This is a genomic window from Antarcticimicrobium luteum (assembly GCF_004358185.1).
GTDB classification, from domain to species: Bacteria; Pseudomonadota; Alphaproteobacteria; order Rhodobacterales; family Rhodobacteraceae; genus Antarcticimicrobium; species Antarcticimicrobium luteum.
In genome coordinates this window covers 76,910-98,054 of record NZ_SMUV01000059.1, presented here as the reverse complement: position 1 = coordinate 98,054, position 21,145 = coordinate 76,910, and the positions used below count along the sequence as shown (strand labels likewise).

20 protein-coding genes are annotated in these 21,145 nt (G+C 66.0%); 10 read left to right on the top strand and 10 right to left on the bottom strand.

All coding sequences use genetic code 11. The features are described from left to right. Window positions 1-59: 59 nt before the first annotated feature. From dnaA to mutM, 4 genes are all read right to left on the bottom strand, one after another. Window positions 60-1,475: a chromosomal replication initiator protein DnaA gene (gene dnaA / locus E1832_RS07900; RefSeq protein WP_133359196.1), complete on the bottom strand. Its 1,416-nt coding sequence runs from the start codon at window positions 1,473-1,475 to the stop codon at window positions 60-62. A 543-nt stretch (window positions 1,476-2,018) separates the two neighbouring features. Continuing rightward, a complete protein-coding gene (rpsT, locus tag E1832_RS07895) occupies window positions 2,019-2,282 on the bottom strand; it encodes a 30S ribosomal protein S20 (protein WP_133359195.1) in 264 nt (87 codons plus the stop codon). A 256-nt stretch (window positions 2,283-2,538) separates the two neighbouring features. Next, on the bottom strand, window positions 2,539-3,315 hold the full coding sequence (locus tag E1832_RS07890; protein WP_133359194.1) for an enoyl-CoA hydratase: 777 nt from the start codon (window positions 3,313-3,315) through the stop codon (window positions 2,539-2,541). A 65-nt stretch (window positions 3,316-3,380) separates the two neighbouring features. Further along, a complete protein-coding gene (gene mutM / locus E1832_RS07885) occupies window positions 3,381-4,232 on the bottom strand; it encodes a bifunctional DNA-formamidopyrimidine glycosylase/DNA-(apurinic or apyrimidinic site) lyase (protein ID WP_133359193.1) in 852 nt (283 codons plus the stop codon). An 87-nt stretch (window positions 4,233-4,319) separates the two neighbouring features. On the opposite strand from mutM, the gene ubiE reads away from it, so the two are divergent. Further along, window positions 4,320-5,072 (top strand): bifunctional demethylmenaquinone methyltransferase/2-methoxy-6-polyprenyl-1,4-benzoquinol methylase UbiE, encoded by a 753-nt coding sequence (gene ubiE, locus E1832_RS07880; protein ID WP_133359192.1) that lies wholly within the window; start codon window positions 4,320-4,322, stop codon window positions 5,070-5,072. Next, complete coding sequence (gene ubiB, locus E1832_RS07875) at window positions 5,069-6,604, top strand: 2-polyprenylphenol 6-hydroxylase (RefSeq protein ID WP_133359191.1); 1,536 nt, start codon at window positions 5,069-5,071, stop codon at window positions 6,602-6,604. The genes ubiE and ubiB overlap by 4 nt, the downstream gene beginning before the upstream one ends. Window positions 6,605-6,686: 82 nt before the next feature. Here the strand turns inward: ubiB and E1832_RS07870 are convergent, their stop codons facing one another. Then, a complete protein-coding gene (locus E1832_RS07870) occupies window positions 6,687-7,862 on the bottom strand; it encodes an acetyl-CoA C-acyltransferase family protein (RefSeq protein WP_133359190.1) in 1,176 nt (391 codons plus the stop codon). A gap of 172 nt (window positions 7,863-8,034) precedes the next feature. Here E1832_RS07870 and E1832_RS07865 point away from each other — a divergent pair, with 172 nt between their 5' ends. From E1832_RS07865 to E1832_RS07850, 4 genes are all read left to right on the top strand, one after another. Continuing rightward, the gene (locus tag E1832_RS07865) at window positions 8,035-8,601 is read left to right on the top strand and encodes a helix-turn-helix domain-containing protein (RefSeq protein ID WP_133359189.1); all 567 of its coding nucleotides are present in this window, start codon (window positions 8,035-8,037) and stop codon (window positions 8,599-8,601) included. A 110-nt stretch (window positions 8,602-8,711) separates the two neighbouring features. After that, entirely contained in the window at window positions 8,712-9,899 is a 1,188-nt protein-coding gene (locus E1832_RS07860) for a glycine C-acetyltransferase (protein ID WP_133359188.1), read from the top strand. Further along, the gene (gene tdh, locus E1832_RS07855; RefSeq protein ID WP_133359187.1) at window positions 9,896-10,936 is read left to right on the top strand and encodes an L-threonine 3-dehydrogenase; all 1,041 of its coding nucleotides are present in this window, start codon (window positions 9,896-9,898) and stop codon (window positions 10,934-10,936) included. Before E1832_RS07860 ends, tdh begins: the two co-directional genes overlap by 4 nt. A gap of 22 nt (window positions 10,937-10,958) precedes the next feature. Then, window positions 10,959-11,915 carry a PLP-dependent cysteine synthase family protein gene (locus E1832_RS07850; RefSeq protein ID WP_133359186.1) on the top strand — a complete coding sequence of 319 codons (957 nt, stop codon included), beginning with the start codon at window positions 10,959-10,961 and terminating at the stop codon, window positions 11,913-11,915. Here E1832_RS07850 and E1832_RS07845 read toward each other — a convergent pair. Next, window positions 11,912-12,640: a metallophosphoesterase family protein gene (locus E1832_RS07845; protein ID WP_133359185.1), complete on the bottom strand. Its 729-nt coding sequence runs from the start codon at window positions 12,638-12,640 to the stop codon at window positions 11,912-11,914. The two genes, E1832_RS07850 and E1832_RS07845, sit on opposite strands and share 4 nt — an antisense overlap. Window positions 12,641-12,938: 298 nt before the next feature. Between E1832_RS07845 and E1832_RS07840 the strand changes: the two genes are divergently transcribed. Then, window positions 12,939-13,328 carry a heme-copper oxidase family protein gene (locus E1832_RS07840; protein WP_133359184.1) on the top strand — a complete coding sequence of 130 codons (390 nt, stop codon included), beginning with the start codon at window positions 12,939-12,941 and terminating at the stop codon, window positions 13,326-13,328. 87 nt (window positions 13,329-13,415) lie between these two features. Here the strand turns inward: E1832_RS07840 and serA are convergent, their stop codons facing one another. Together serA and E1832_RS07830 are read right to left on the bottom strand one after the other, a co-directional pair. Continuing rightward, window positions 13,416-15,014 (bottom strand): phosphoglycerate dehydrogenase, encoded by a 1,599-nt coding sequence (gene serA / locus E1832_RS07835; protein ID WP_133359183.1) that lies wholly within the window; start codon window positions 15,012-15,014, stop codon window positions 13,416-13,418. Between the two features lie 88 nt (window positions 15,015-15,102). Further along, on the bottom strand, window positions 15,103-16,248 hold the full coding sequence (locus E1832_RS07830) for a phosphoserine transaminase (RefSeq protein ID WP_133359182.1): 1,146 nt from the start codon (window positions 16,246-16,248) through the stop codon (window positions 15,103-15,105). A 261-nt stretch (window positions 16,249-16,509) separates the two neighbouring features. Here E1832_RS07830 and E1832_RS07825 point away from each other — a divergent pair, with 261 nt between their 5' ends. Beyond that, entirely contained in the window at window positions 16,510-17,565 is a 1,056-nt protein-coding gene (locus tag E1832_RS07825; protein ID WP_133359181.1) for an AI-2E family transporter, read from the top strand. An 85-nt stretch (window positions 17,566-17,650) separates the two neighbouring features. Beyond that, complete coding sequence (serB, locus tag E1832_RS07820; RefSeq protein WP_133359180.1) at window positions 17,651-18,529, top strand: phosphoserine phosphatase SerB; 879 nt, start codon at window positions 17,651-17,653, stop codon at window positions 18,527-18,529. Here the strand turns inward: serB and E1832_RS07815 are convergent. Next, on the bottom strand, window positions 18,526-19,152 hold the full coding sequence (locus E1832_RS07815; protein ID WP_133359179.1) for a class I SAM-dependent DNA methyltransferase: 627 nt from the start codon (window positions 19,150-19,152) through the stop codon (window positions 18,526-18,528). The genes serB and E1832_RS07815 overlap by 4 nt on opposite strands. A gap of 93 nt (window positions 19,153-19,245) precedes the next feature. Between E1832_RS07815 and E1832_RS07810 the strand changes: the two genes are divergently transcribed. Continuing rightward, window positions 19,246-20,133: a LysR family transcriptional regulator gene (locus E1832_RS07810; RefSeq protein WP_206021020.1), complete on the top strand. Its 888-nt coding sequence runs from the start codon at window positions 19,246-19,248 to the stop codon at window positions 20,131-20,133. Here the strand turns inward: E1832_RS07810 and E1832_RS07805 are convergent. Beyond that, window positions 20,123-21,124, bottom strand: coding sequence for an asparaginase (locus E1832_RS07805; protein WP_133359178.1), 1,002 nt, complete (start codon window positions 21,122-21,124; stop codon window positions 20,123-20,125). The genes E1832_RS07810 and E1832_RS07805 overlap by 11 nt on opposite strands. Between the last annotated feature and the right edge of the window lie 21 nt (window positions 21,125-21,145).

The window sequence follows — 21,145 nt, the reverse complement described above, 5'->3', positions numbered from 1 at the left end:
CCGGCGCGGACGGGCCGCGCCGCGGCGGCCGCGGGCTGGCCCGCCGCCGCCCGGCGGCCTCACGCCTCGAGCGCGCGGCGCAGCATTTCCACATCCTCGGCGATCTGCCCGTCGGTCACCTTCAACTCCTGAATGCGGCGCACGCCATGCATCACTGTGGTGTGATCGCGCCCGCCAAAGCGGCGGCCGATCTCGGGCAGAGAGCGGCTGGTCAGCTGCTTGCACAGGTACATCGCCACCTGCCGCGGCCGGGCATAGGAGCGCAGCCGCTTGGGCCCGATGATGTCCGAAAGGCGGATGTTGTAGTAATCCGACACCTTGCGCTGGATCTCCTCGATGGAAATCTTGCGCTCGGAGGCGCGCAGCACGTCGGCCAGACAATCCTGGGTCAGCTCCATGTCGATCTCGCGCCCGACCAGCGAGGCGAAGGCAAACAGCCGGGTCAGCGCCCCCTCGAGGACGCGGACATTGGTGCTGATCCGATGGGCGAGGAATTCCAGCACCCCGTCGGCGATCTGCAGATCCGGATAGGCGCCGCGGTATTGCTGCAGCTTGCTTTGCAGGATGCCCAGACGCAGTTCGTAATCGGTCGGGTGAAGGTCGACCACCAGTCCGCATTGCAGGCGCGACCGGACCCGGTCCTCCAGATCCTTGATCTCGCCCGGGGCGCGATCGGCCGAGATGATGATCTGCTTGTTCTGATCCACCAGCGCGTTGAAGGTGTGGAAAAACTCCTCTTGGGTGGAATCCTTGCCGGCAATGAACTGGACGTCATCCACCATCAGCACGTCGACCGAGCGGAACAGATGCTTGAAATCCATCATCTTGCGCTCGCGCAGCGCCTGCACAAAGCGGTACATGAACTGTTCCGCCGACAGGTAGAGCACGTTCAGCTCGGGGTGCTTGGCGCGCAGCTCCCAGGCGATGGCGTGCATCAGGTGAGTCTTGCCGAGGCCGACGCCGCCATAGAGCACCAGCGGATTGAAGGTGACCGGGCCGCCGTCGCTGACTCGGCGGGCGGCGGCGTGCGCCAGTTCGTTGGGCTTGCCGACGACGAAGGTCTCAAAGGTGAAACGCGGGTCGAGCGGCGCCGCCTGAAGCGCCTCGGCCAGACCGTTGGAATCATCGGTGGCGGCAACCGAAACCGGGTTTTGCGGCGCTTTCGTCGCGCCGGCTTTCTTGCCGGTCGTGACGGAGGCGGCGGCAAGCTCGCGCACCGGCCGTGCGGGTGAATTCGCGGCGACCTGGAAAGACAGCCGCTGCACCGATTCTCCGGACGAGGCCAGCTCGTACAGAATCAGATCCGAAAAATTCTGATTCACATAGTTGCCCATGAAGATGGTCGGCACATGAAAGACCGCGACCCCATCCTGAAGATCCGCGAATTCCAGCGGTTCGATCCAGGTTCTGTAGTTATTCTGACCCACCGTCTTCAGAAGCCGTTGTCTGAGCTGTCCCCATTTCTCTTGCGTCATCCGGCGCCTCACATCCCGTATCCACGGCCTTGCAGCCTGTTTCTATCATTGACCGGGTTATCCCGGTGGAATTCACGTCACAGGACCGTCGTGCGCCTGCCGCCCATCCGACAGGCGTCCCCCCTGACGGGGTGACATCGCAGCGCGCAGAACGGGAACCAAACAACCGTAAAATGAGACGGAGCACGCCTCAGCGCCGCTATGCACTCATTGTCATGACAGGGCCGTGCAGCAGAGCAGCTGGCACACAGCAGACCAAAGGGAATGGCATAACCATTCCGTCCGGATTTGCCCCCGGTTTCGTCCCGATGCCCGTCGGTCCGATCCGAAAGCCGCCTGTCCCCCCAAGCGAGTGAATCGCAAGACTAGGGATAGCAAGAGCCGGAGCAGAGCGGCAACGAAACTATGATGTTGACTCGGGCTTTCACGACAAAGAATCTCTCGCACCTGCGGAATATGTCACAGGCCCAATTGACACGAAAAAAGGCGCTGCGATGCGCAACGCCTTCTCACGAAACAATTTTAGGTTGTCGCGCTCTCGCCTTAGCCCAGCGCTTTGACGCGGGACGACAGACGGGACATTTTCCGGGCAGCGGTGTTCTTGTGGAACACGCCCTTGGTGACGCCGCGCATCAGTTCGGGCTGAGCAGCGCGCAGGGCGGCCTGAGCGGTGTCCTTGTCGCCGGAGGCGATGGCCTCTTCGACTTTGCGCAGATAGGTGCGGATGCGCGACCGGCGCGCTTTGTTGATGGCAAAGCGGCTTTCGTTGTGGCGGGCGCGCTTCTTGGCCTGGGGCGAATTTGCCATGTCGGTCTGACCTCTTTCGGGTTCGGTTTACGTCTTGAAATGCGCACAGCCGGACCCAGCCCCGACATCCCCCCAATTCCTGGTCGGGGATGTGATTCTGGCCTGAGCGGGCCGCACGCGCATGTATAGCGGCGCTGACTACCCAAATTGACAGGATTTGCCAACCGGAAAATGTGCACCCCGCCGGAAAGAGCGAAGGGCGCCCCGCTGCGAGACGCCCTTCGGTGCAAAGACGGCTATGCCAATGGCGCCGCCGTCACTTGTCGCGGAACTGCGGCTGTCGCTTTTCAAGAAAGGCGCCCATGCCCTCCTTCTGGTCCTCGGTGGCGAACATCGAGTGGAACACGCGGCGTTCGAACAGCAGACCCTCGGCGAGGGTCACCTCATAGCTGCGGTTCACCGCCTCTTTCGCGGCGAGGGTTGAGGGCATGGATTTCTCGGCGATCTTCTGGGCCGCGCCCATCGCCTCTTCCAGCAGCTTCTTGGCCGGGACCACGCGGCTGACCAGCCCGGCGCGCTCGGCCTCTTCGGCATCCATGAAGCGCCCGGTCAGGTTCATGTCCATCGCCTTGGACTTGCCCACAGCGCGGGTCAGGCGCTGGGTTCCGCCCATGCCGGCGATGACACCCAGGTTGATCTCGGGCTGGCCGAACTTGGCGGTGTCGGCGGCGATGATGAAATCGCAGGCCATCGCCACCTCGCAACCGCCGCCCAGCGCATAGCCCGCCACCGCGGCGATGATCGGCTTGCGGATGCCGGCGATGCAGTCGATCGCATTGGCGAACAGGTTCTCGGTGAACACATCGACAAAGCTTTTCTCCGACATCTCCTTGATGTCGGCGCCGGCGGCGAATGCCTTTTCCGACCCGGTGATGACGACGCAGCGCACCTTGTCGTTGGCGTCCGCCTCCTCCAGCGCCTCACACAGCTCGCCCAGAAGCTGGGTGTTCAGCGCGTTCAGGGCCTCGGGGCGGTTCAGCTTGATTAGGGCGACGTGGTCGTCCACTTCGACGTTGATCGTCTCGAAGGCCATGGGCATTCGCTTTCGATTGTTTCGGTCAGGTGCGATTCCTTACCACGCGCGCGCAGCGGTTCAAGCTATCTTTGGCAGGCCGGGCAATAGAAGGTCGAGCGGCCGGACTGCACCTTGCGCTGGATGGACCGGGTGCAGCCGGGGGTGCGGCAGGGCTCGCCCTCGCGCCCGTAGACGTCGAAGGAATGCTGAAAATATCCAAGCTCTCCATCGGCTTGGCGAAAATCCCTGAGCGAGGATCCGCCCGCCGCGATGGCGCGCTGCAACACGTCGCGAATCGCGGGCACCAGGGCCGCGATCCGGGGCGCGGCGATCTGCCCCGCCTTGCGCAGGGGCGAGATGCCGCTGCGAAAAAGCGCCTCGCAGACATAGATGTTGCCAAGTCCGGCGACGATTCCCTGATCCAGCAGCGCCGATTTTACCGGCGTGTTCTTCCCCGCCAGCGCCGCGATCAGATAGGCCTCGTTGAAATCGTTGCCCAGCGGCTCCGGCCCGAGAACAGCGAGCAGCCTGTGCCGATCCGCCGCCGCCGTCTCCATCAGGTCCATCGCGCCAAAACGGCGCGGGTCGTTGAACGTCACCCGCGCGCCGCTGTCCATGTGAAAGACCACGTGATCGTGTTTCTCGCGCGCCGGATGGTCGTGCACGAACCGCCCCAGCGGATCGCCGGAAACGGTCATCCGCCCCGACATGCCGAGGTGCACCAGCAGCGTCTCGCCCGAATCGAGATCGGCGAGCAGGTATTTCGACCGCCGGCGCAGCTGAAGCACGCGGCGCCCGGTCAGCCGCGCGGCCATCCGGTCCGGGAACGGCCAGCGCAGATCGGGGCGGTTCACCTCGACCCGCTCCATCACCTGCCCCTCCATCACCGGGGCCAGGCCGCGACGCACTGTCTCAACCTCGGGCAATTCGGGCATCTTGCCCCTCCTCGATCGCCGGGCCGCATTGTGCCTGCCCCATAGGGCCCTATAACAAGGGCGGATCGCAAGGAACGGCAAGACCCCATGGCAGACCAGACGGACAAGACCACCCATTTCGGATTTCAGACGGTGCCCGAGGCAGAGAAGGCCGGGCGGGTGCAGGGCGTGTTCAATTCGGTGGCGTCGAAATACGACATCATGAACGATGTCATGAGCATGGGCATCCACCGGGTCTGGAAAGACGCGATGATGGACTGGCTGGCGCCGCGCCCGGGGCAGAGCCTGCTGGACGTGGCCGGCGGCACCGGCGATATTTCGTTCCGGTTCCTCAAGCGCGCGGGTCACGGCCACGCCACCGTGCTGGACCTGACCGAACCGATGCTGGTCGAAGGGCGCAAGCGGGCCGAAGCGGCGCAGATGGAGGGCAGCCTCGACTGGGTGGTGGGCGACGCCATGGCGCTGCCCTTCGACGACAACACCTTTGATGTCTATACGATCAGCTTCGGCATCCGCAACGTGACCCGCCCGGCCGATGCGCTGGCTGAGGCCTACCGCGTGCTGAAACCCGGCGGCCGTCTGATGGTGCTGGAGTTCAGCCAGCTGCCCAATCCGGGGATGCAGAAGCTTTATGACCTCTACAGCTTCAACGTGATCCCGCGCATGGGCAAACTGATCGCGGGGGATCACGACAGTTACCAGTACCTGGTCGAATCGATCCGCAAGTTTCCCGATCAGGAAACCTTTCTGGCGATGATCCGCGCCGCCGGTTTCGACAATGCGAAATACCGCAACCTGTCGATGGGCATCGCGGCGCTGCATTCGGGCTGGAAACTGTGAGGGGTCCGCATAACATCTGGCGGCTGATCCGCACCGGCGCCACGCTGGAGCGGACCGGCGCGATGGGCGTGGTGCTCGATGCCTTCGAGGCGCCGCGTGCGCTGCGCCTGCTGGCCCATGGCCTGGGCAAACCCTTCATGTGGCTTGGCTATCGCGGCGATCCGTCGATGCCGCCGGCGACCCGGGCGCTGACCGCGCTCGGCCCGGCCTATATCAAGTTCGGTCAGGTGCTCTCGACCCGGCCCGACGTGGTGGGCGGCGATCTGGCGCAACAGCTGCGTGTGCTGCAGGACAAACTGCCGCCGTTTTCCCGCGACGAGGCCAGGGCCGAGATCCAGCGCGAGCTGGGTCTGTCGGTGGAGGAGCTGTTCTCGGAATTCTCAGAACCGATCGCGGCCGCATCGATCGCGCAGGTGCACCGGGCACGGCTGGCCGACACCGGGCAGGATGTCGCGGTCAAGGTGCTGCGCCCCGGCATCGAACGCGCCTTCCGCCGCGACATCGATGCCTTTTATTTCGCTGCCCGAATCGTCGAGCTGTTCGCGCCCGGCGCGCGGCGGTTGCGGCCGATGGATGTGATCACCCATTTCGACGGCGTCGTGCGCGGCGAGCTGGATTTGCGGCTGGAAAGTTCCGCCGCCTCGGAATTCGCCGCCAATACCGGCGATGACGAGGGCTTTCGTCTGCCGCCGATCCTGTGGAACCTCTCGGCGCGGCGGGTGATGACGCTGGGCTGGGCCGACGGCGTGTCGCTGGGTGACAACGACGCCATCGACGCCGCCGGCATCGACCGGGCGGAACTGGCCGAGCGGGTGCTGCAACTGTTCCTGAAACACGCGCTGCGCGACGGCTTTTTTCACGCCGACATGCATCAGGGCAATCTCAAGGTCGCGGCCAATGGCGATATCATCGCCTATGACTTCGGCATCATGGGCCATATCGACGAATACACCCGCCGGGTCTATGCCGAGATCCTCTTTGGCTTCATCCAGCGCGACTACAAACGCGTCGCCGAGGTGCATTTCGAGGCTGGCTATGTGCCCGCCGACCGCGACGTGGATGAATTCGCGCGCGCGCTGCGCGCGGTGGGTGAGCCGATCTTCGGCATGGACGCCTCGCATATCTCCATGGGGCGGCTGCTGTCCTATCTCTTCGAGGTGACCGAACGCTTCGGCATGGAGACGCGGACCGAGCTGATCCTGCTGCAGCGCACCATGGTCGTGGTCGAGGGGGTCGCGCGCTCGCTCAATCCGCATATGAACATATGGGAGGTCGCCAAGCCCGTTGTCGGCGACTACATCAAGCAGTCCATCGGGCCGCGCGCGATGCTGTCCGACCTGGTCAAGACCGCGCGGGTGATGGGCCGCTTTGGCCCGCGCCTGCCCGGGCTGGTGGAATCGGCGCTGATCGCCCAGACGCATGAGGGCACACAACGGCCAAAACGCAGCCCCGCCCCGGTGATCGCCGCCGGCCTGCTCGGCCTGGCCCTCGGCGCCGCGGCCGCGGTGGCGGCGATGCTTCTGCTGGGCTGAGTCCGCGCCCGAAGCAAAGGACGCGGCGCCTGTTCAGCGCCGCGCCCGGTTCCGTTTCTGGCCCCAAAGGGCCGCGAGCGGATCAGATCCGCTCGATCGCCAGCGCGATGCCCTGACCGCCGCCGATGCACATTGTGATCAGCGCACGGGAGCCGCCGGTCCGCTCCAGCTCGTACAGCGCCTTGACGGTGAGCAGGGCGCCGGTGGCGCCGACAGGGTGGCCCAGCGCGATGGCGCCGCCATTGGGGTTCACCCGGGCCGGATCGAACCCCAGCTCGTCGCTGACCGCCAGCGCTTGGGCGGCAAAGGCCTCGTTGCTCTCGATCACGTCGAAATCGCCAGCCGAAAGCCCGGTCTTTTTCAACAGGTTCCGCACTGCCGGGATCGGGCCGATGCCCATCACCTCAGGCCGCACCCCGGCATGGGCATAGCCCAGCACGCGCGCCTTGGGCTTCAGCCCGGCATGCTCTGCCGCCGAGGCGGTGGCCAGCACCACCGCCGCGCCGCCGTCATTGATGCCCGAAGCGTTGCCGGCGGTGACGGTTCCGTCCTTCTTGAACACCGGGCGCAGACCGGCCAGCGCCTCTGCGGTGGTCTGTTTGGGGTGCTCGTCCACCTTGAACTCGACGATGTCGCGTTTGACGCGGACCTCGACCGGCACGATCTCGCGCTCGAAATAGCCGGCCTCGATCGCGCGGGCGGCGCGGATCTGGCTTTCCAGCGCGAAGGCGTCCTGCGCTTCGCGGCTGACGTCATGCTCTTCGGCCACGTTCTCGGCGGTGACACCCATATGGCCGGTGCCGAACGGGCAGCTCAGCGCGCCCAGCATCATGTCGAGCGATTTCACGTCACCCATCTTGGCGCCCCAACGCGCCTGCGGCATGATGAAGGGGCTGCGCGACATGCATTCGGCGCCGCCGGCCAAGGCAAACTCCGTATCGCCCAGCATCAGGGCCTGCACCGCGGAAACGATGGCCTGCGCGCCCGATCCGCACAGGCGGTTGACGTTCATCGCCGGCGTTCCGCTGGGAACGCCCGCCTGCATCGCGGCCACCCGCGACAGGTACATGTCGCGCGGCTCGGTGTTGATGACATGGCCGAACACCACGTGACCGATCTGCGGCCCCTCGACGCCGGAGCGCTCCAGCGCGGCCTTGGCGGCGACGGTGCCCAGATCGATCGGCGGGGTGCCGGCCAGCGCGCCGCCAAAGGTGCCGATGGCGGTCCGCGCGCCATCCAGAATTACGATGTCGCTCATGGTGCTTTCTCCCGATTCCCAGAGTTCGGCGCATTATGCAGATGCAGAATCCGCCCGCCAACCACAACGTTCCGTAACGAAATCCCGGGGCACCGTCGCGTCAGGGAATCGGCGTCACGTGCCGGCGCGGGAACGATTGACAGGCGCGCCCGCTCCGGTCACAAATTCCAGCATGACGGAAACCCGTGACGATATCCTGTCCCGCCTGCCCGCCCGCCTGAAACAGGCGCGGCGCGACAAGGGGCTGTCGCTTGAGGCGGTGGCGCGGCTTTCGGGCGTGTCGCGCTCGATGGTCAGCCAGATCGAACGGGGTGAATCGAGCCCGACCATCGCCACCCTGTGGAACCTCACCCGCGCGCTGCAAGTGGATTTCGCCGGGCTGCTGGATCAGGAGGAGACCGCCGACCGGATCGCTGTGCTGCGCCGAACCGAGGTGCCGCAGATCGACAACATGGGCGAGGGTTGCCGCATCCGCATCCTGTCGCCGCCGGAAGAGGCCGGCAAGCACGAGGTTTATGACATCTCTCTCGCCCCCGGCGGCAGGCTGGCGAGCCAGCCGCACCAGCGCGGCGCCCAGGAGGCGCTGACAGTGCTGGAGGGGTCTGTGCGGGTCACCTCCGGCGCGGTGGAGGAAACCCTGAGCGCCGGAGATACCGCCCGCTATGCCGCCGATACCGCCCACGCCATCGCGTCCGAAGGCGGCGCGGCGCGGGTGTTCCTGATCGTCAAGGACGCCTGACGGGTCGACGATTTATTCCGTAAAATCGAACATATTTCCGTTATAACGAATTTTCCGTTTTGGATCGCCGCGCCCCTATGCTAGCCTCCCGGCCAGCCAAGGAGGGCGCCATGTCGGAACGATTCCTCACCCAGATCACCGAAACCCTGGCCGAGATCGAGGCCGAGGGGCTGTATAAACGCGAGCGGCTGATCACCTCGCCCCAGGGGGGCGAGATCGATGTGGGCGCGCATCACGTGATCAACCTCTGCGCCAACAATTACCTCGGGCTGGCCGACCACCCGGCGCTGATCGCGGCGGCGAAACAGGCGCTGGATGACAAGGGGTTCGGCATGGCCAGCGTGCGGTTCATCTGCGGCACGCAGGACATTCACCGCGCGCTGGAGGAGCGCCTGGCCGAGTTCCTCGGGATGGACGACGCCATCCTCTACGCCGCCTGCTTCGACGCCAACGGCGGGCTCTTCGAGCCGCTGCTGGGCCCGGAGGACGCCGTGATCTCCGACGCGCTCAACCACGCCTCGATCATCGACGGCATCCGGCTGTGCAAGGCGAAGCGCTATCGCTATGCAAATTCCGATATGGCGGATCTGGAACGGCAATTGCAGGCCGCCCGGGCGGACGGGGTGCGCCATATCATGATCGCCACCGACGGGGTGTTCAGCATGGACGGCTATCTGGCAAAGCTGCCCGAGATCCGCGCGCTGGCCGACCAGTACGGCGCCCTGATGATGGTGGACGATTGCCACGCCACCGGCTTCATGGGGCCGAACGGGGCCGGCACACCGGATCACTTCGGTACCAGCGTCGATATCCTGACCGGCACCCTGGGCAAGGCGCTGGGCGGCGCCATCGGTGGCTATACCGCCGGGCCGCAGCCGGTGATCGACCTGCTGCGGCAGCGCTCACGGCCCTATCTGTTCTCCAATTCGCTGCCGCCCGCGGTGGTTGCCGCCGGGATCGAGGCGATCGGGCTGATCGAATCCGGCGGGGCGCTGCGCAAGCGGCTGCACGACAATGCCGCCTATTGGCGCGCGGGGCTAAGCGATCTGGGTTTCGACCTGCTGCCCGGCGAGCATCCCATCGTGCCGGTGATGCTGGGCGAGGCAAAGCTGGCGCAGCAGATGGCAGCGCGGCTGTTCGACGAGGGCGTCTATGTCTCCGGCTTCTTCTATCCGGTGGTGCCGCAGGGACAGGCCCGCATCCGCACCCAGATGAACGCCGCGCTGACGCGCGCGGAGCTGGATCGGGCGCTGGCCGCGTTCGCGGTGGCGGGCAAGGCCTGCGGGGTGATCCGATGAGACCGAAGACCATGAAAGCGCTGGAGAAATCCCACGCCGCCGAGGGGCTGTGGATGATCGAGGCGCCAGTGCCCGAGATCGGCACCGACGATGTGCTGATCAAGGTGCACAAGACCGGCATTTGCGGCACCGACGTGCATATCTGGAACTGGGACGACTGGGCGCAGCGCACGGTGCCGGTACCGCTGATCACCGGGCATGAGTTCGCGGGCGAGATCGTCGAGATCGGGCGCAACGTGGAGGATCTGGAGATCGGCCAGAGGTGCAGCGGCGAGGGCCATCTGATTGGCCATCATTCGCGGCAGGTGCGCGCGGGGCGGTTCCATCTGGACCCGGAGACGCGGGGAATCGGGGTCAACGAACAGGGCTGTTTCGCCGAATACCTGCGGCTGCCCGGCTTCAACGTGGTGCCGCTGCCCGATGCGATCCCGGACGAGATCGGCGCGATCCTCGATCCGCTGGGCAATGCGGTGCATACCGCGCTGAGCTTCGATCTGGTGGGCGAGGATGTGCTGATCACCGGCGCGGGGCCGATCGGCATCATGGCCGCCGCGGTGGCCCAGCATGTCGGCGCCCGCCATGTGGTGATCACCGATGTGAACCCCTATCGGCTGGCGCTGGCGGAAAAGGTCACCGATGTCATCGCGGTGAACGCGGCAGAGGCGGATTTGCGCGACGTGATGTCCGGTCTGGGCATGAAACAGGGGTTCGACGTGGGCCTAGAGATGTCGGGCAGTCAGGCCGCGCTGGAACAGATGGTCGAGGCGATGGTGATGGGCGGGCGCATCGCCATGCTGGGACTGCCGCCGGGCAAGTCGCAGGTGGATTGGCGCCGCATCGTGTTCAAGGCGCTGACCATCAAGGGGGTCTACGGGCGCGAGATTTTCGAGACCTGGTACAAGATGATCGCCATGCTGGAGGACGGGCTGGATATTTCGCGCATCGTCACCCATCGTTACGGCGCGGAAGAGTTCGTGAAGGGGTTCGACGCGATGCGCTCGGGCCAGAGCGGCAAGGTGGTGCTGGACTGGACCTGAACGGCGGGCAGAGAGGCAAACGATGGCATTCAATTCGATCCTCGGGGCGATTGGCAACACGCCGGCGGTCTGGCTCGACCGGATGGTCGCGGCGCGCGGGCTGGAGGGGCGGATCCTCGCCAAGCTCGAATACCTGAACCCCGGATTCTCCAAGAAGGACCGCGCGGCAAAGGGCATCATCGAGGCCGCCGAAGCCGCCGGCGCGCTGGCGCCGGGGCAGGTGGTGGTGGAGCTGACCAGCGGCAATATGGGAACCGGGCTTGCCATCGTCTGCGCGATCAAGGGTTACCCCTTCGTGGCGGTGATGAGCCGGGGCAATTCACCCGAACGCGCGCGGATGATGGCCGCGCTGGGGGCCGAGGTGGTGCTGGTCGATCAGGCGCCGGGATCGGTCCCGGGGGAGGTGTCCGGCACCGATCTGGCGCGGGTCGAGGACGAGGCGCAGCGGATTACCGAGGTGCGCGGCGCCTTCCGCGCCGATCAGTTCGGCCATCCGGGCAACGCCGCCGCGCATGAGGCGACCACGGGACCGGAGCTTTGGACCGATTCGGAGGGGACGCTGACGGCATTCGCCGATTTCGCCGGATCGGGCGGCACCTATGGCGGCACCATCCGGGCGCTGAAGGCGCGCAATCCCGATCTGCGCGGATACCTCCTGGAGCCGGAGGGGGCGGCGGTGCTGGCGGACCGCCCGGCAAGCCGGCCGGGCCATCCGATCCAGGGCGGCGGATACGCGATGGAGGATCTGGCACAGCTCGCCGGCGCGCCGGTGGACGGCTATCTCGCGCTCTCCGGCGACGTGGCGCGGGACACCGCCCGTGCGCTGGCGCGCGAAGAGGGGATCTTTGGCGGATTTTCCGGCGGCGCCAATGTGGCCGCCGCGCTGGAGCTGCTGGCCGGGCCGGAGCGCGGCGGCGTGATCGCGGTGATCATCTGTGACAGCGGGCTGAAATACCTCTCGACCGACCTCTGGCCCTAGGGCCGCAGCGGTGCCCGCCCCTTGTCCGTGAGCAGCCAGCAATCTTGCCCCTCGAACACCGCCGGATGGACCGGACGGCCATAGCCCGCACCCCCATCCAGGTCGACGCGGTTGCCAAAATGCTCGGGATACTCCAGCGCCGTGTGACCGTGCACCACCAGCCAGGGATGCGGGCGCGGGTCGTCGAGAAATGGGCCGCGGATCCAGATCAGATCCTCCGGATCCTGCGTCTCGAGCGTCACGCCGGGCCGAATGCCGGCATGGACGAAAAGCAGCCCGCCCTGTTCGATCCAGCGCGGCAACCCGCCCAGGAATGTCATATGCGCCGCCGGAACCGCCCCTTGCGTTTCGGCGAAAAGCGCCTGCTCGGGCACCCCTTCGCCGGCCACGATGCCATAGGAGCCCAGCGTCGCCAGCCCGCCGACGCGCGGATGGGTCCAGGTCACGCCGGACTTGATCTGGGCATTGTGCACCGCCCCGTCGGTCAGAAAGCGACGGAACATGTCATCGTGGTTGCCCCGCAGCACCTGCCAGGGCCGCCCTGCGGCCTGCCCCTGCATCAGCCGGTCAATCACACCGCGGCTGTCGGGTCCGCGATCCACCAGATCGCCGAGAAAGACGATCCGGGCCTCCGGGCCGCCATCGGCCTCGATGAGGGCGAGCGCGCGGTCGAGCTGGTCGAGATGGCCGTGGATGTCGCCCACGGCATAGATCGGGTCGGTCATCGGCGTTGTCCTTTCGCCAGGTTCATGCCCGATGCATCCTCGGAGGAAAAGGGGCGATCGGCCGCATCCCTGCCCGGCGGCAAGCGAATCGCGGCGGTCTGGCCGTACAGGCGCCGCGCCGTCAGACCCGCACCGCCCCCCCCCCGGACAAGGCCGCAAAATGCGCCGAATCGCACACCGGATCGGCCGTGCGGGGCGATCGCGCAGGGCATCAAGCGCATTGCCGAATCGCCGCGCGATAATATCAGAATTCAAAAGGGCCGTAGAAAAGCGGCCAACTATCAGGGAAGGGACGAAAATGAACGGAATTGCACGCTATTTCATGTTGCTGGCGCTGCTCTGGATCGTCATTGGCATGACTTGGGGAATTCAAATGGCGGCCATGAACGATCACACGCTGGCGCCGGCGCATGCGCATCTCAATCTCGTGGGGTGGGTCACGTTTGCGATCTTCGCCTTTTACTATCATCTCGTGCCCGGCGCCGCACAGGGGCGGCTGGCGAAACTGCATCTGGCGGTTGCCGTTGCCGGCGTGGTGCTGATGATCCCGGGGATCGCCATGGCCGTCACCCGGCAGGGCGAGGCGCTGGCCAAGATCGGGTCGCTGCTGACCCTGATCTCGACGCTGATCTTTGCGGCGGCGGTCCTGCGCGGACCGGGTAAACCGGCTCTACGCGGCGCGGCCTGACGCGGCCAAGGACGGGGCGGAAACGAAAACGGGCGCCGCATCCAAGGATGCGGCGCCCGGATAGGGAGTTGTCCTGCGCGGCGCGGCTCAGGCCACGTCGAAGGTCAGCGGGCGCACCTGCCGGAACAGCCCGGTCGCTTTCAGCTTGGCGGCAACCTCGTCGGGCAGCTCCGCATCGACGTAAAGCAGCGCGATCGCCTCGCCGCCGGCCTGTTTGCGGCCGAGGGTGAAGTTGGCGATGTTAACCCCGCTCTCGCCCAGGGTCTGGCCCAGGGTGCCGATGATGCCCGGCACGTCCTCGTTGGTGGTATAGACCATATGCGCACCGATCTCGGCGTCGATGTTGATGCCCTTGATCTGGATGAAGCGCGGCTTGCCGTCGCTGAACACTGTGCCCGCGATCGAACGTTCGCGGGTGTCCGTGGCGATCGTCAGCTTGATATAGCCTTCGAAGGCGCCCGACTTGTCCTGATTGGTGGTGCTGATCTTGATCCCGCGCTCCTTGGCGATCACCGGCGCGCTGACCATGTTCACCTCGGGGTTCACGCTTTTCATGATCCCGGCCACGGTCGCGCAGTTCAGCGCCTCGAGGTTCATCTCGGCGGCGACACCGTCATAAAGGATGTTGATCGCCTTGATCGGCTCGTCGGTCATCTGGCCGATAAAGGCACCCAGATGGCCGGCCAGGTGGATCCAGGGGCCCATCACCTTGGCCTCTTCGGCGGTGACCGAGGGCATGTTGAGCGCGTTCTGAACCGCACCGGTCAGAAGATAGTCGGACATCTGCTCGGCCACCTGCAGGGCGACGTTTTCCTGCGCCTCGGTGGTGGCGGCGCCCAGATGCGGGGTGCAGACCACGTTGGGCAGACCGAACAGCGGGTTCTCGGTGGCCGGCTCGACCGAGAACACGTCGAAGCCTGCGCCGGCGACATGGCCGGATTTCAGCAGCTCCGCCAGCGCCTCTTCGTCGACCAGGCCGCCGCGGGCGCAGTTGATGATGCGCACGCCCTTCTTGGTCTTGGCCAGGTTCTCCTTGCCAAGGATGTTGCGGGTCTGGTCGGTCAGCGGCACGTGCAGGGTGATGAAATCGGCGCGTTTCAGCAGGTCATCGAGATCCTCGATCTTTTCAACGCCCATCTTGTCGGCCTTTTCCTCGCTGAGGAAGGGATCATAGGCGATCACCTTCATCTTCAGGCCGCGGGCGCGGTCGCAGACGATGCCGCCGATGTTGCCGGCGCCGATCACGCCCAGGGTCTTGCCGGTCAGCTCGACGCCCATGAACTTGGACTTTTCCCACTTGCCGGCCTGGGTGCTGGCGCTGGCCTCGGGGATCTGGCGGGCGACGGCGAACATCATCGCGATGGCGTGTTCAGCGGTGGTGATCATGTTGCCGAAGGGGGTGTTCATGACGATCACACCCTTCTTGCTCGCGGCTTCCTTGTCGACGTTGTCGGTGCCGATGCCCGCGCGTCCGACGACCTTGAGGTTGTCGGCATTTTCCAGGATCTTTTCGGTCACTTTGGTGGCCGAGCGGATGGCAAGGCCGTCATACTGACCGATGATCTCGGCCAGTTTCTCCTTGTCCTTGCCCACGTCGGGCAGGAAATCCACGTCGATGCCGCGATCGCGGAAGATCTGGACGGCGGTTTCGGAAAGCTTGTCGCTGACGAGTACTTTGGGGGCCATCTGTCTGGTCCTTTGGATATGAGTATCGGAAAGGCGCGCCCCGGAGCGGCTCCGGAGCGGCTGGATATGTGGGAGAGATGCGGGCCGGTTACGCCTGCGCTTCGAGTACTTCCTCGAAGGCCCATTTGAGCCAGAGCGTCAGCTTTTCGACATCCGCCGCCTCGATGGTGGCACCGCACCAGATCCGCAGGCCGGCCGGCGCGTCGCGATATGCGCCGATGTCATAGGCGGCGTTGTAATCGTCCAGCTTTTTGGCCACCGCCTTGGCAAAGGCCGCCGGATCGGCGATCCGGTCATCGGTGAACTTCAGGCAAACGCTGGTATTCGACCGCGTCGCCGGATCCTCGGCGAGGTTGTCGATCCAGTCGTGCCGGTCGCAGAAATCCCACAGCACCTTGGCGTTGGTGTCGGCGCGCTTCATCAACTCGGGCAACCCGCCGATCTTGCGGGCCCAGTCCAGCGCGACGAGGTAATCCTCGACCGCCAGCATCGAGGGGGTGTTGATCGTCTCGCCCTTGAAGATGCCCTCGATCAGCTTGCCGCCCTTGGTCAGGCGGAAGATCTTCGGCAGTGGCCAGGCAGGGGTATAGCTTTCCAGCCGTTCCACCGCGCGCGGAGAGAGGATCAGCATGCCATGGGCCGCTTCGCCGCCCATCACCTTCTGCCAGGAGAAGGTTGTCACATCCAGCTTGTCCCAGGGCAGGTCCTGTGCAAAGGCGGCCGAGGTGGCGTCGCAGATGGTCAGGCCGGCGCGGTCCGCCGGGATCGCGTCGCCATTCGGCACCCGCACACCCGAGGTGGTGCCGTTCCAGGTGAAGACCACGTCGTTGTCGAAATCGACGGTCGAGAGATCGACGATCTGGCCATACTCGGCGGTTTTCACCTCGGCGTCGATTTTCAGCTGTTTCACCACATCGGTGACCCAGCCGGCGCCAAAGCTTTCCCAGGCCAGCATCTCGGCCTTGCGCGCGCCCAGCATGGACCACAGCACCATTTCGACCGCCCCGGTGTCCGAGGCCGGCACGATGCCGATCTTGTACTCGGCCGGAATGCCGAGAATCTCGCGCGTGCCCTCGATCGCCGCCTTCAGCTTTTCCTTGCCGACAGCGGCACGGTGCGAGCGGCCGAGCGCGGCGTCGGCAAGCATCTCAGCATTGTAATGGGGGATCTTGGCGCAGGGGCCAGAGGAGAAACGCGGGTTGGCCGGCCGCGATGCCGGTTTGGTCATAGCCATGAATGCTATCCTTCCAGATAAGCGCCCCTCGTTGGGGAGGGGTGTCCCGCTGCCGGATATACGGGCGATTCGGAGGCGGCGCAATACGGCGCGTGTCGCAACAGGCGGTCAAAATGTCGCTTTCAAAAGGGGCATGGTCCGCCCTGCTTCCGATCGGAAACCCCCGTCCGCCGCGGTTGCCGAAATTGCGACATTGCCGCCGGGCCGTCGGACTGGTTTTCTGAGACTGCCAAACTCCGGCCTTCTTGAAGGGACAAGCGCATGCAGACACAGGGCCTCAACAGATTGCTGGCGGTAACCTGCTCGGTCGCGCTGCTGCTGATGATCGGCTGGCTGCTCCAGGCCGGGCAGGCGATCCTGCTCCCGGTGCTGGTGGCGGTCATCGTGGTCTATATCCTGACCACCGCTGCGGATGCGCTGGTGCGGCTGCCGCTGATCGGACGGCTGCAGCGGCGCTGGCGGCGGTTGCTGGTGCTGGCGGGGATGGTCGCGGGCGTGCTGATCCTTGCCGCCTTCATCACCTCGAACGCCGCGGCGATCTCGGCCGCGATCCCGCGCTATGCCGAGAATTTCGACGCGCTGCAAACCCGGTTCCTGCATCTGCTGGGGGTGGACGAGCTGCCAAACTGGGCGCGGCTGTCCGAACGGATTCTCGATCTGCTGGACATCACCACGCTGATGCCGGCCGCGCTGAGCACGATCACCAATGCCGGTTCGGTCGTGGTGGCCGCCGCGCTCTATGCCGCCTTCATCATCGCCGAGCTGGACGGGCTGCCGGAAAAGACCCGCCGCGCGCTGGACCGCAGTGAACAGGCCGAGCGCATGCTCGAGGTGGTGCATCAGATCAACGAGAGGATCGGCAGCTATCTGGCGGCGAAAACGCTGGTCAACGTGATTCTCGGGCTGGTGTCGCTGGGGGTGCTTTGGCTGCTCGGCATCGATTTTCCGGTGTTCTGGGCCATCGTGATCGCGCTGTTGAACTACATCCCCTACATCGGGTCGGTCATCGCGGTGGCCTTCCCGGTGACCACGGGGCTGGTGCAATACGCTTCCTTCGGGCAGGCGGCGCTGACGCTGGTGGCGTTGATGGTGCCGCAGATGCTGGTCGCCTATTACGTCGAGCCGAAATTCCTTGGCCGGTCGGTGAACCTCAGTCCGTTCACCGTGCTGTTGTCGCTGGCGATCTGGACCGCGCTCTGGGGGATGATGGGGGCGATCCTGGCGATCCCGCTGACCGCCATGGTGATGATCATCCTTGCCGAATTACCCAGCGCCCGGTTCATCGCGGTTCTGATGTCGCAAACCGGCGACCCGTGAGCGACCCGGGCAGGCGGGGGCTGGCACAATGCGGGCCGCTGGCGTTATTACCGGCGCGAATCTGCACCCGCGACCGGAGCGTCCCATGTATATCGCCACCCTGCTGACCGCCCCGACCGGGCCCGAGATCGACCCCGCGCTGCTGTCCTCGCTGCGCAACGCCTGGGGCGGCGGCGATGTGGTCTGGCTGGCGCCCGGCCGCGCGGCCGAGTTCGCCCTGCCAGCGATCCCGGGCAACCGCTGGCAGGTCTGGGACGAGGCGCAGAAGATGCGCGTCGATCTGGTGATCCAGCCCGCCGAGGGGCGCCGCAAGCGGATGCTGATCGCCGACATGGACAGCACCATGATCCAGCAGGAATGCATCGACGAGCTGGCCGACATGGCCGGTGTCGGCGACCGGGTCAAGGAGATCACCGCGCGCGCGATGAACGGCGAATTGGATTTCGAGGGGGCCCTGACCGAGCGCGTCGGCCTGCTCCGCGGGCTGCCCGAGGCGGTGATCGGTCAGGTTCTGAAGGACCGGATCACGCTGATGCCGGGCGCGCGCGACCTGCTGGCGACGATGCGGGCGAACGGCGCCTATACGCTGCTGGTCTCGGGCGGGTTCACCGCCTTTACCGCCGCGGTCGCAGCCGAACTGGGCTTTGACGAGAACCGCGCCAACACGCTGCTGATCGAGAACGGCACCCTGACCGGACAGGTGCAGCAGCCGATCCTGGGCCGGGCTGCCAAGGTCGAGGCGCTGGAACAGGTCAGCGCCCGGCTGGGCATTGCCAGGGCCGAGGTGATCGCGGTGGGCGACGGCGCCAACGATCTGGGCATGCTGGATCTTGCCGGAACCGGCGTGGCGCTGCACGCCAAACCGGCGGTGGCGGCGCAATGCGATGTGCGGGTGAATTTCGGCGACCTCACCGCCCTGCTCTATCTGCAGGGATATGCGCGGTCGGATTTCGTGACCGGCTAACCCGGCTTGCGGGCCACCACGAACAGCGATTCCGGCGCGCCGGTAAAGGTGCGCGACTGTTCCAGCACGAATCCGGCGCGGCTGATCGCCGCCTCCAGATCCCGTTTTGCCAGCACGCTGACATAGGGCGCCTTGCCGACCATCTGCATCGCCCGGATCAGGGGCCGGAACAGCCAGTTCATCTCGGCAATGCAGCCGGATTTGGAAATGAACAGGCCGCCCGGTTTGATCTGGGCATGGATCGCCGCCAGCGCGGCGTCCAGATCCCGGATCAGGTGCAGCAGGTTGAAGGCCAGCACGGCGTCATAGGGCAGCGCATCGGCGTCGGGCGCGGCGATTCCGGCGGTGGCGAACCCGGCATTGACGATTCCCCCGGCCTGCCGCTTCTGCTCGGCGATCTCGATCATCTCGGGCGAAATGTCGGTGGCAGTTATCGTCCGGACATGCGGCGCCAGCTTCAACGCGGTGGTGCCGGTGCCACAGCCCAGTTCGAGCACACGGTCGCGCGGGCTGAGCAGCCCGATGACCTCGGCCAGGGTCTCGGCATAGGCGGTGGGGTTGCGGACGGGGCTGCGGGCGTATTTCGCGGCAATCCGGTTCCAGAAGGCGGCATCGGTACTCATCGGAAAATCCTGTCACTGGCTGATGGCCCCGAGATAACGATACAGGAATTTTTTGGAATTGCCCCAATCCGTATTCGTTGTATACGAATTTGCATGAATTGGAGCAGCATCCGTTTCGACTGGAACCAGGCGCGCGCCTTTCTTGTGACCGCGGAAGAGGGCTCGCTCTCCGCCGCGGCGCGGGCGCTGGACCTGACCCAACCGACGCTCGGCCGCCAGGTCGCGGCACTGGAGGAGACGCTCGGCGTGCAGTTGTTCGACCGCACCGGGCGGGCGCTGCAACTGACCCGGGCGGGTCTGGAACTGCTCGAGCAGGTGCGCCGCATGGGCGACGCGGCCGGAGAGTTCTCGCTGGTCGCCACCGGGCAGAGCGAGGCGGTCGAGGGCCATGTGACGATCACCGCCGGGGACATCTTTGCCGCCTATCTGCTGCCGCCGGCGCTGACCCGGTTGGCGCGGGAGGCCCCGGGGATCACGGTCGAGGTGGTGGCCTCGAACGCGGTACAGAACCTGCGCCGGCGCGAGGCGGATATCGCCATCCGCCACGTGCGCCCCGACCAGCCCGACCTGATCGCGCGCAAGCTGGGCGAGGACGAGGCGCGCTGCTATGCCACCGGCGCCTATCTCGAGCGGTATGGCGAACCGGCCGGCCCCGGGGATTTGCGCGGCGCGGTGTTCGCCGCCTATGAGCCGCTGGACTGGTTCCTGTCCGAGGTTCGCGCGCGCGGACTGGCGATGCGGCGCGAGAATGTCCGCGTGTCCTCGGGCAACGGCGTGGTGCTGATGGAGATGATCCGGCGCGGCGAGGCGATCGGGGTGCTGGGCCGAGAGATCGCCGCCTTGATCCCCGATGCGCGGCCGATCCTGCCGGGTTTTTCGCCGATCCCGGTTCCCTCCTGGCTGGTCAGCCACCGCGAACTGCGCACCAACCGGCGGATTCGGCTGGTCTTTGACCTTCTGGCCAGGGAACTCAGCGGCTGAGCAGCGCCGCCGCCGGGCGGATCTGCCCGACCTCGACATCGCGGCGGTTGAGTTGCGGCGCGGTAATCCGCCTGACCGTCGCGGGGTGGTCCGGGTCGAGCACGCCCAGCCCGCTCAGGATCGTGGCGATGGCGCACTCGCTGGCCCGCGTCGCGCCGTCGGCGATCTTGACCGCAATGCCCATCCGCTTTTCCGGAATGATTGCCACGAACACCGCCTCGGCGCCGGTCTTGACCGCGACGCGGCCCTCCATCGCGCGCATCAGCTCGGTGCAGGCCCGCCCCTCGCCGGCGACCAGATCGGGATGCGCCACCATCGCGGCGGTCAGTTGCTGCGCCGCCATGCTCTGGCGGTCGCTGCGGTCGCCGGCACTGGCGAACCAGGCCATGGCGCGAGCCAGCCCGTGCAGCGTGGTCTGGAAATTCGGCGCCGAGCAGCCGTCGATGCCATAGCCGGGGCTCGCCTCGCCGGTGACCTCCTCGAAGGCCTCGCGCACGGCGCGTTGCACCGGGTGGTCGATCTCGACATATTCGGGGCCCGCGCCCATATGCTGCGCCAGCGTTAGAAAACCGCAATGCTTGCCCGAACAGTTGTTGTGATACTGGCACGGCGCCTCGTACCCGCGGATCAGCGCATAGCGCGCATCGCGGTCGTCGGGCATCTGCGGACCGCAGCGGAAATCGCTGTCGCCCATGCCCAGATCCTGCAGCCAGGCCCGCACGCGAGAGGTGTGGATCTCGGCCCCGTTGTGCGAGGCGCAGGCCAGCGCCAGCCGTTCCGAAGTCAGCCCGTATTTCGCCGCCGCCCCCGATGTGATCAGCGGCAGCGCCTGGATCATCTTGCACGAACTGCGCGGATAGATCAGCGCCTCGGGATCGCCCCAGGCCTGCACGATCTGACCGCTGTCATCGCAGATCACCGCATGGCCCAGATGCCGGCTTTCCAGCAGATCGGCGCGCCACAGCTCGGCCATCGGTACAGGTTGGGTCATGAAATGCTCCGGATTTTGGCG

Excerpts from the sequence above, each read along its gene's own strand:
- E1832_RS07890 (WP_133359194.1), bottom strand. The coding sequence starts at position 3,315 with ATGGCCTTCGAGACGATCAACGTCGAAGTGGACGACCACGTCGCCCTA.
- E1832_RS07850 (WP_133359186.1), top strand. The coding sequence starts at position 10,959 with ATGGCATTCAATTCGATCCTCGGGGCGATTGGCAACACGCCGGCGGTC.
- E1832_RS07805 (WP_133359178.1), bottom strand. The coding sequence starts at position 21,124 with ATGACCCAACCTGTACCGATGGCCGAGCTGTGGCGCGCCGATCTGCTG.
- E1832_RS07830 (WP_133359182.1), bottom strand. The coding sequence starts at position 16,248 with ATGGCTATGACCAAACCGGCATCGCGGCCGGCCAACCCGCGTTTCTCC.
- E1832_RS07825 (WP_133359181.1), top strand. The coding sequence starts at position 16,510 with ATGCAGACACAGGGCCTCAACAGATTGCTGGCGGTAACCTGCTCGGTC.
- mutM (WP_133359193.1), bottom strand. The coding sequence starts at position 4,232 with ATGCCCGAATTGCCCGAGGTTGAGACAGTGCGTCGCGGCCTGGCCCCG.
- E1832_RS07865 (WP_133359189.1), top strand. The coding sequence starts at position 8,035 with ATGACGGAAACCCGTGACGATATCCTGTCCCGCCTGCCCGCCCGCCTG.
- E1832_RS07810 (WP_206021020.1), top strand. The coding sequence starts at position 19,246 with ATGAATTGGAGCAGCATCCGTTTCGACTGGAACCAGGCGCGCGCCTTT.
- tdh (WP_133359187.1), top strand. The coding sequence starts at position 9,896 with ATGAGACCGAAGACCATGAAAGCGCTGGAGAAATCCCACGCCGCCGAG.
- E1832_RS07815 (WP_133359179.1), bottom strand. The coding sequence starts at position 19,152 with ATGAGTACCGATGCCGCCTTCTGGAACCGGATTGCCGCGAAATACGCC.
- rpsT (WP_133359195.1), bottom strand. The coding sequence starts at position 2,282 with ATGGCAAATTCGCCCCAGGCCAAGAAGCGCGCCCGCCACAACGAAAGC.
- E1832_RS07870 (WP_133359190.1), bottom strand. The coding sequence starts at position 7,862 with ATGAGCGACATCGTAATTCTGGATGGCGCGCGGACCGCCATCGGCACC.
- E1832_RS07840 (WP_133359184.1), top strand. The coding sequence starts at position 12,939 with ATGAACGGAATTGCACGCTATTTCATGTTGCTGGCGCTGCTCTGGATC.
- dnaA (WP_133359196.1), bottom strand. The coding sequence starts at position 1,475 with ATGACGCAAGAGAAATGGGGACAGCTCAGACAACGGCTTCTGAAGACG.
- ubiE (WP_133359192.1), top strand. The coding sequence starts at position 4,320 with ATGGCAGACCAGACGGACAAGACCACCCATTTCGGATTTCAGACGGTG.
- E1832_RS07860 (WP_133359188.1), top strand. The coding sequence starts at position 8,712 with ATGTCGGAACGATTCCTCACCCAGATCACCGAAACCCTGGCCGAGATC.
- serA (WP_133359183.1), bottom strand. The coding sequence starts at position 15,014 with ATGGCCCCCAAAGTACTCGTCAGCGACAAGCTTTCCGAAACCGCCGTC.
- E1832_RS07845 (WP_133359185.1), bottom strand. The coding sequence starts at position 12,640 with ATGACCGACCCGATCTATGCCGTGGGCGACATCCACGGCCATCTCGAC.
- serB (WP_133359180.1), top strand. The coding sequence starts at position 17,651 with ATGTATATCGCCACCCTGCTGACCGCCCCGACCGGGCCCGAGATCGAC.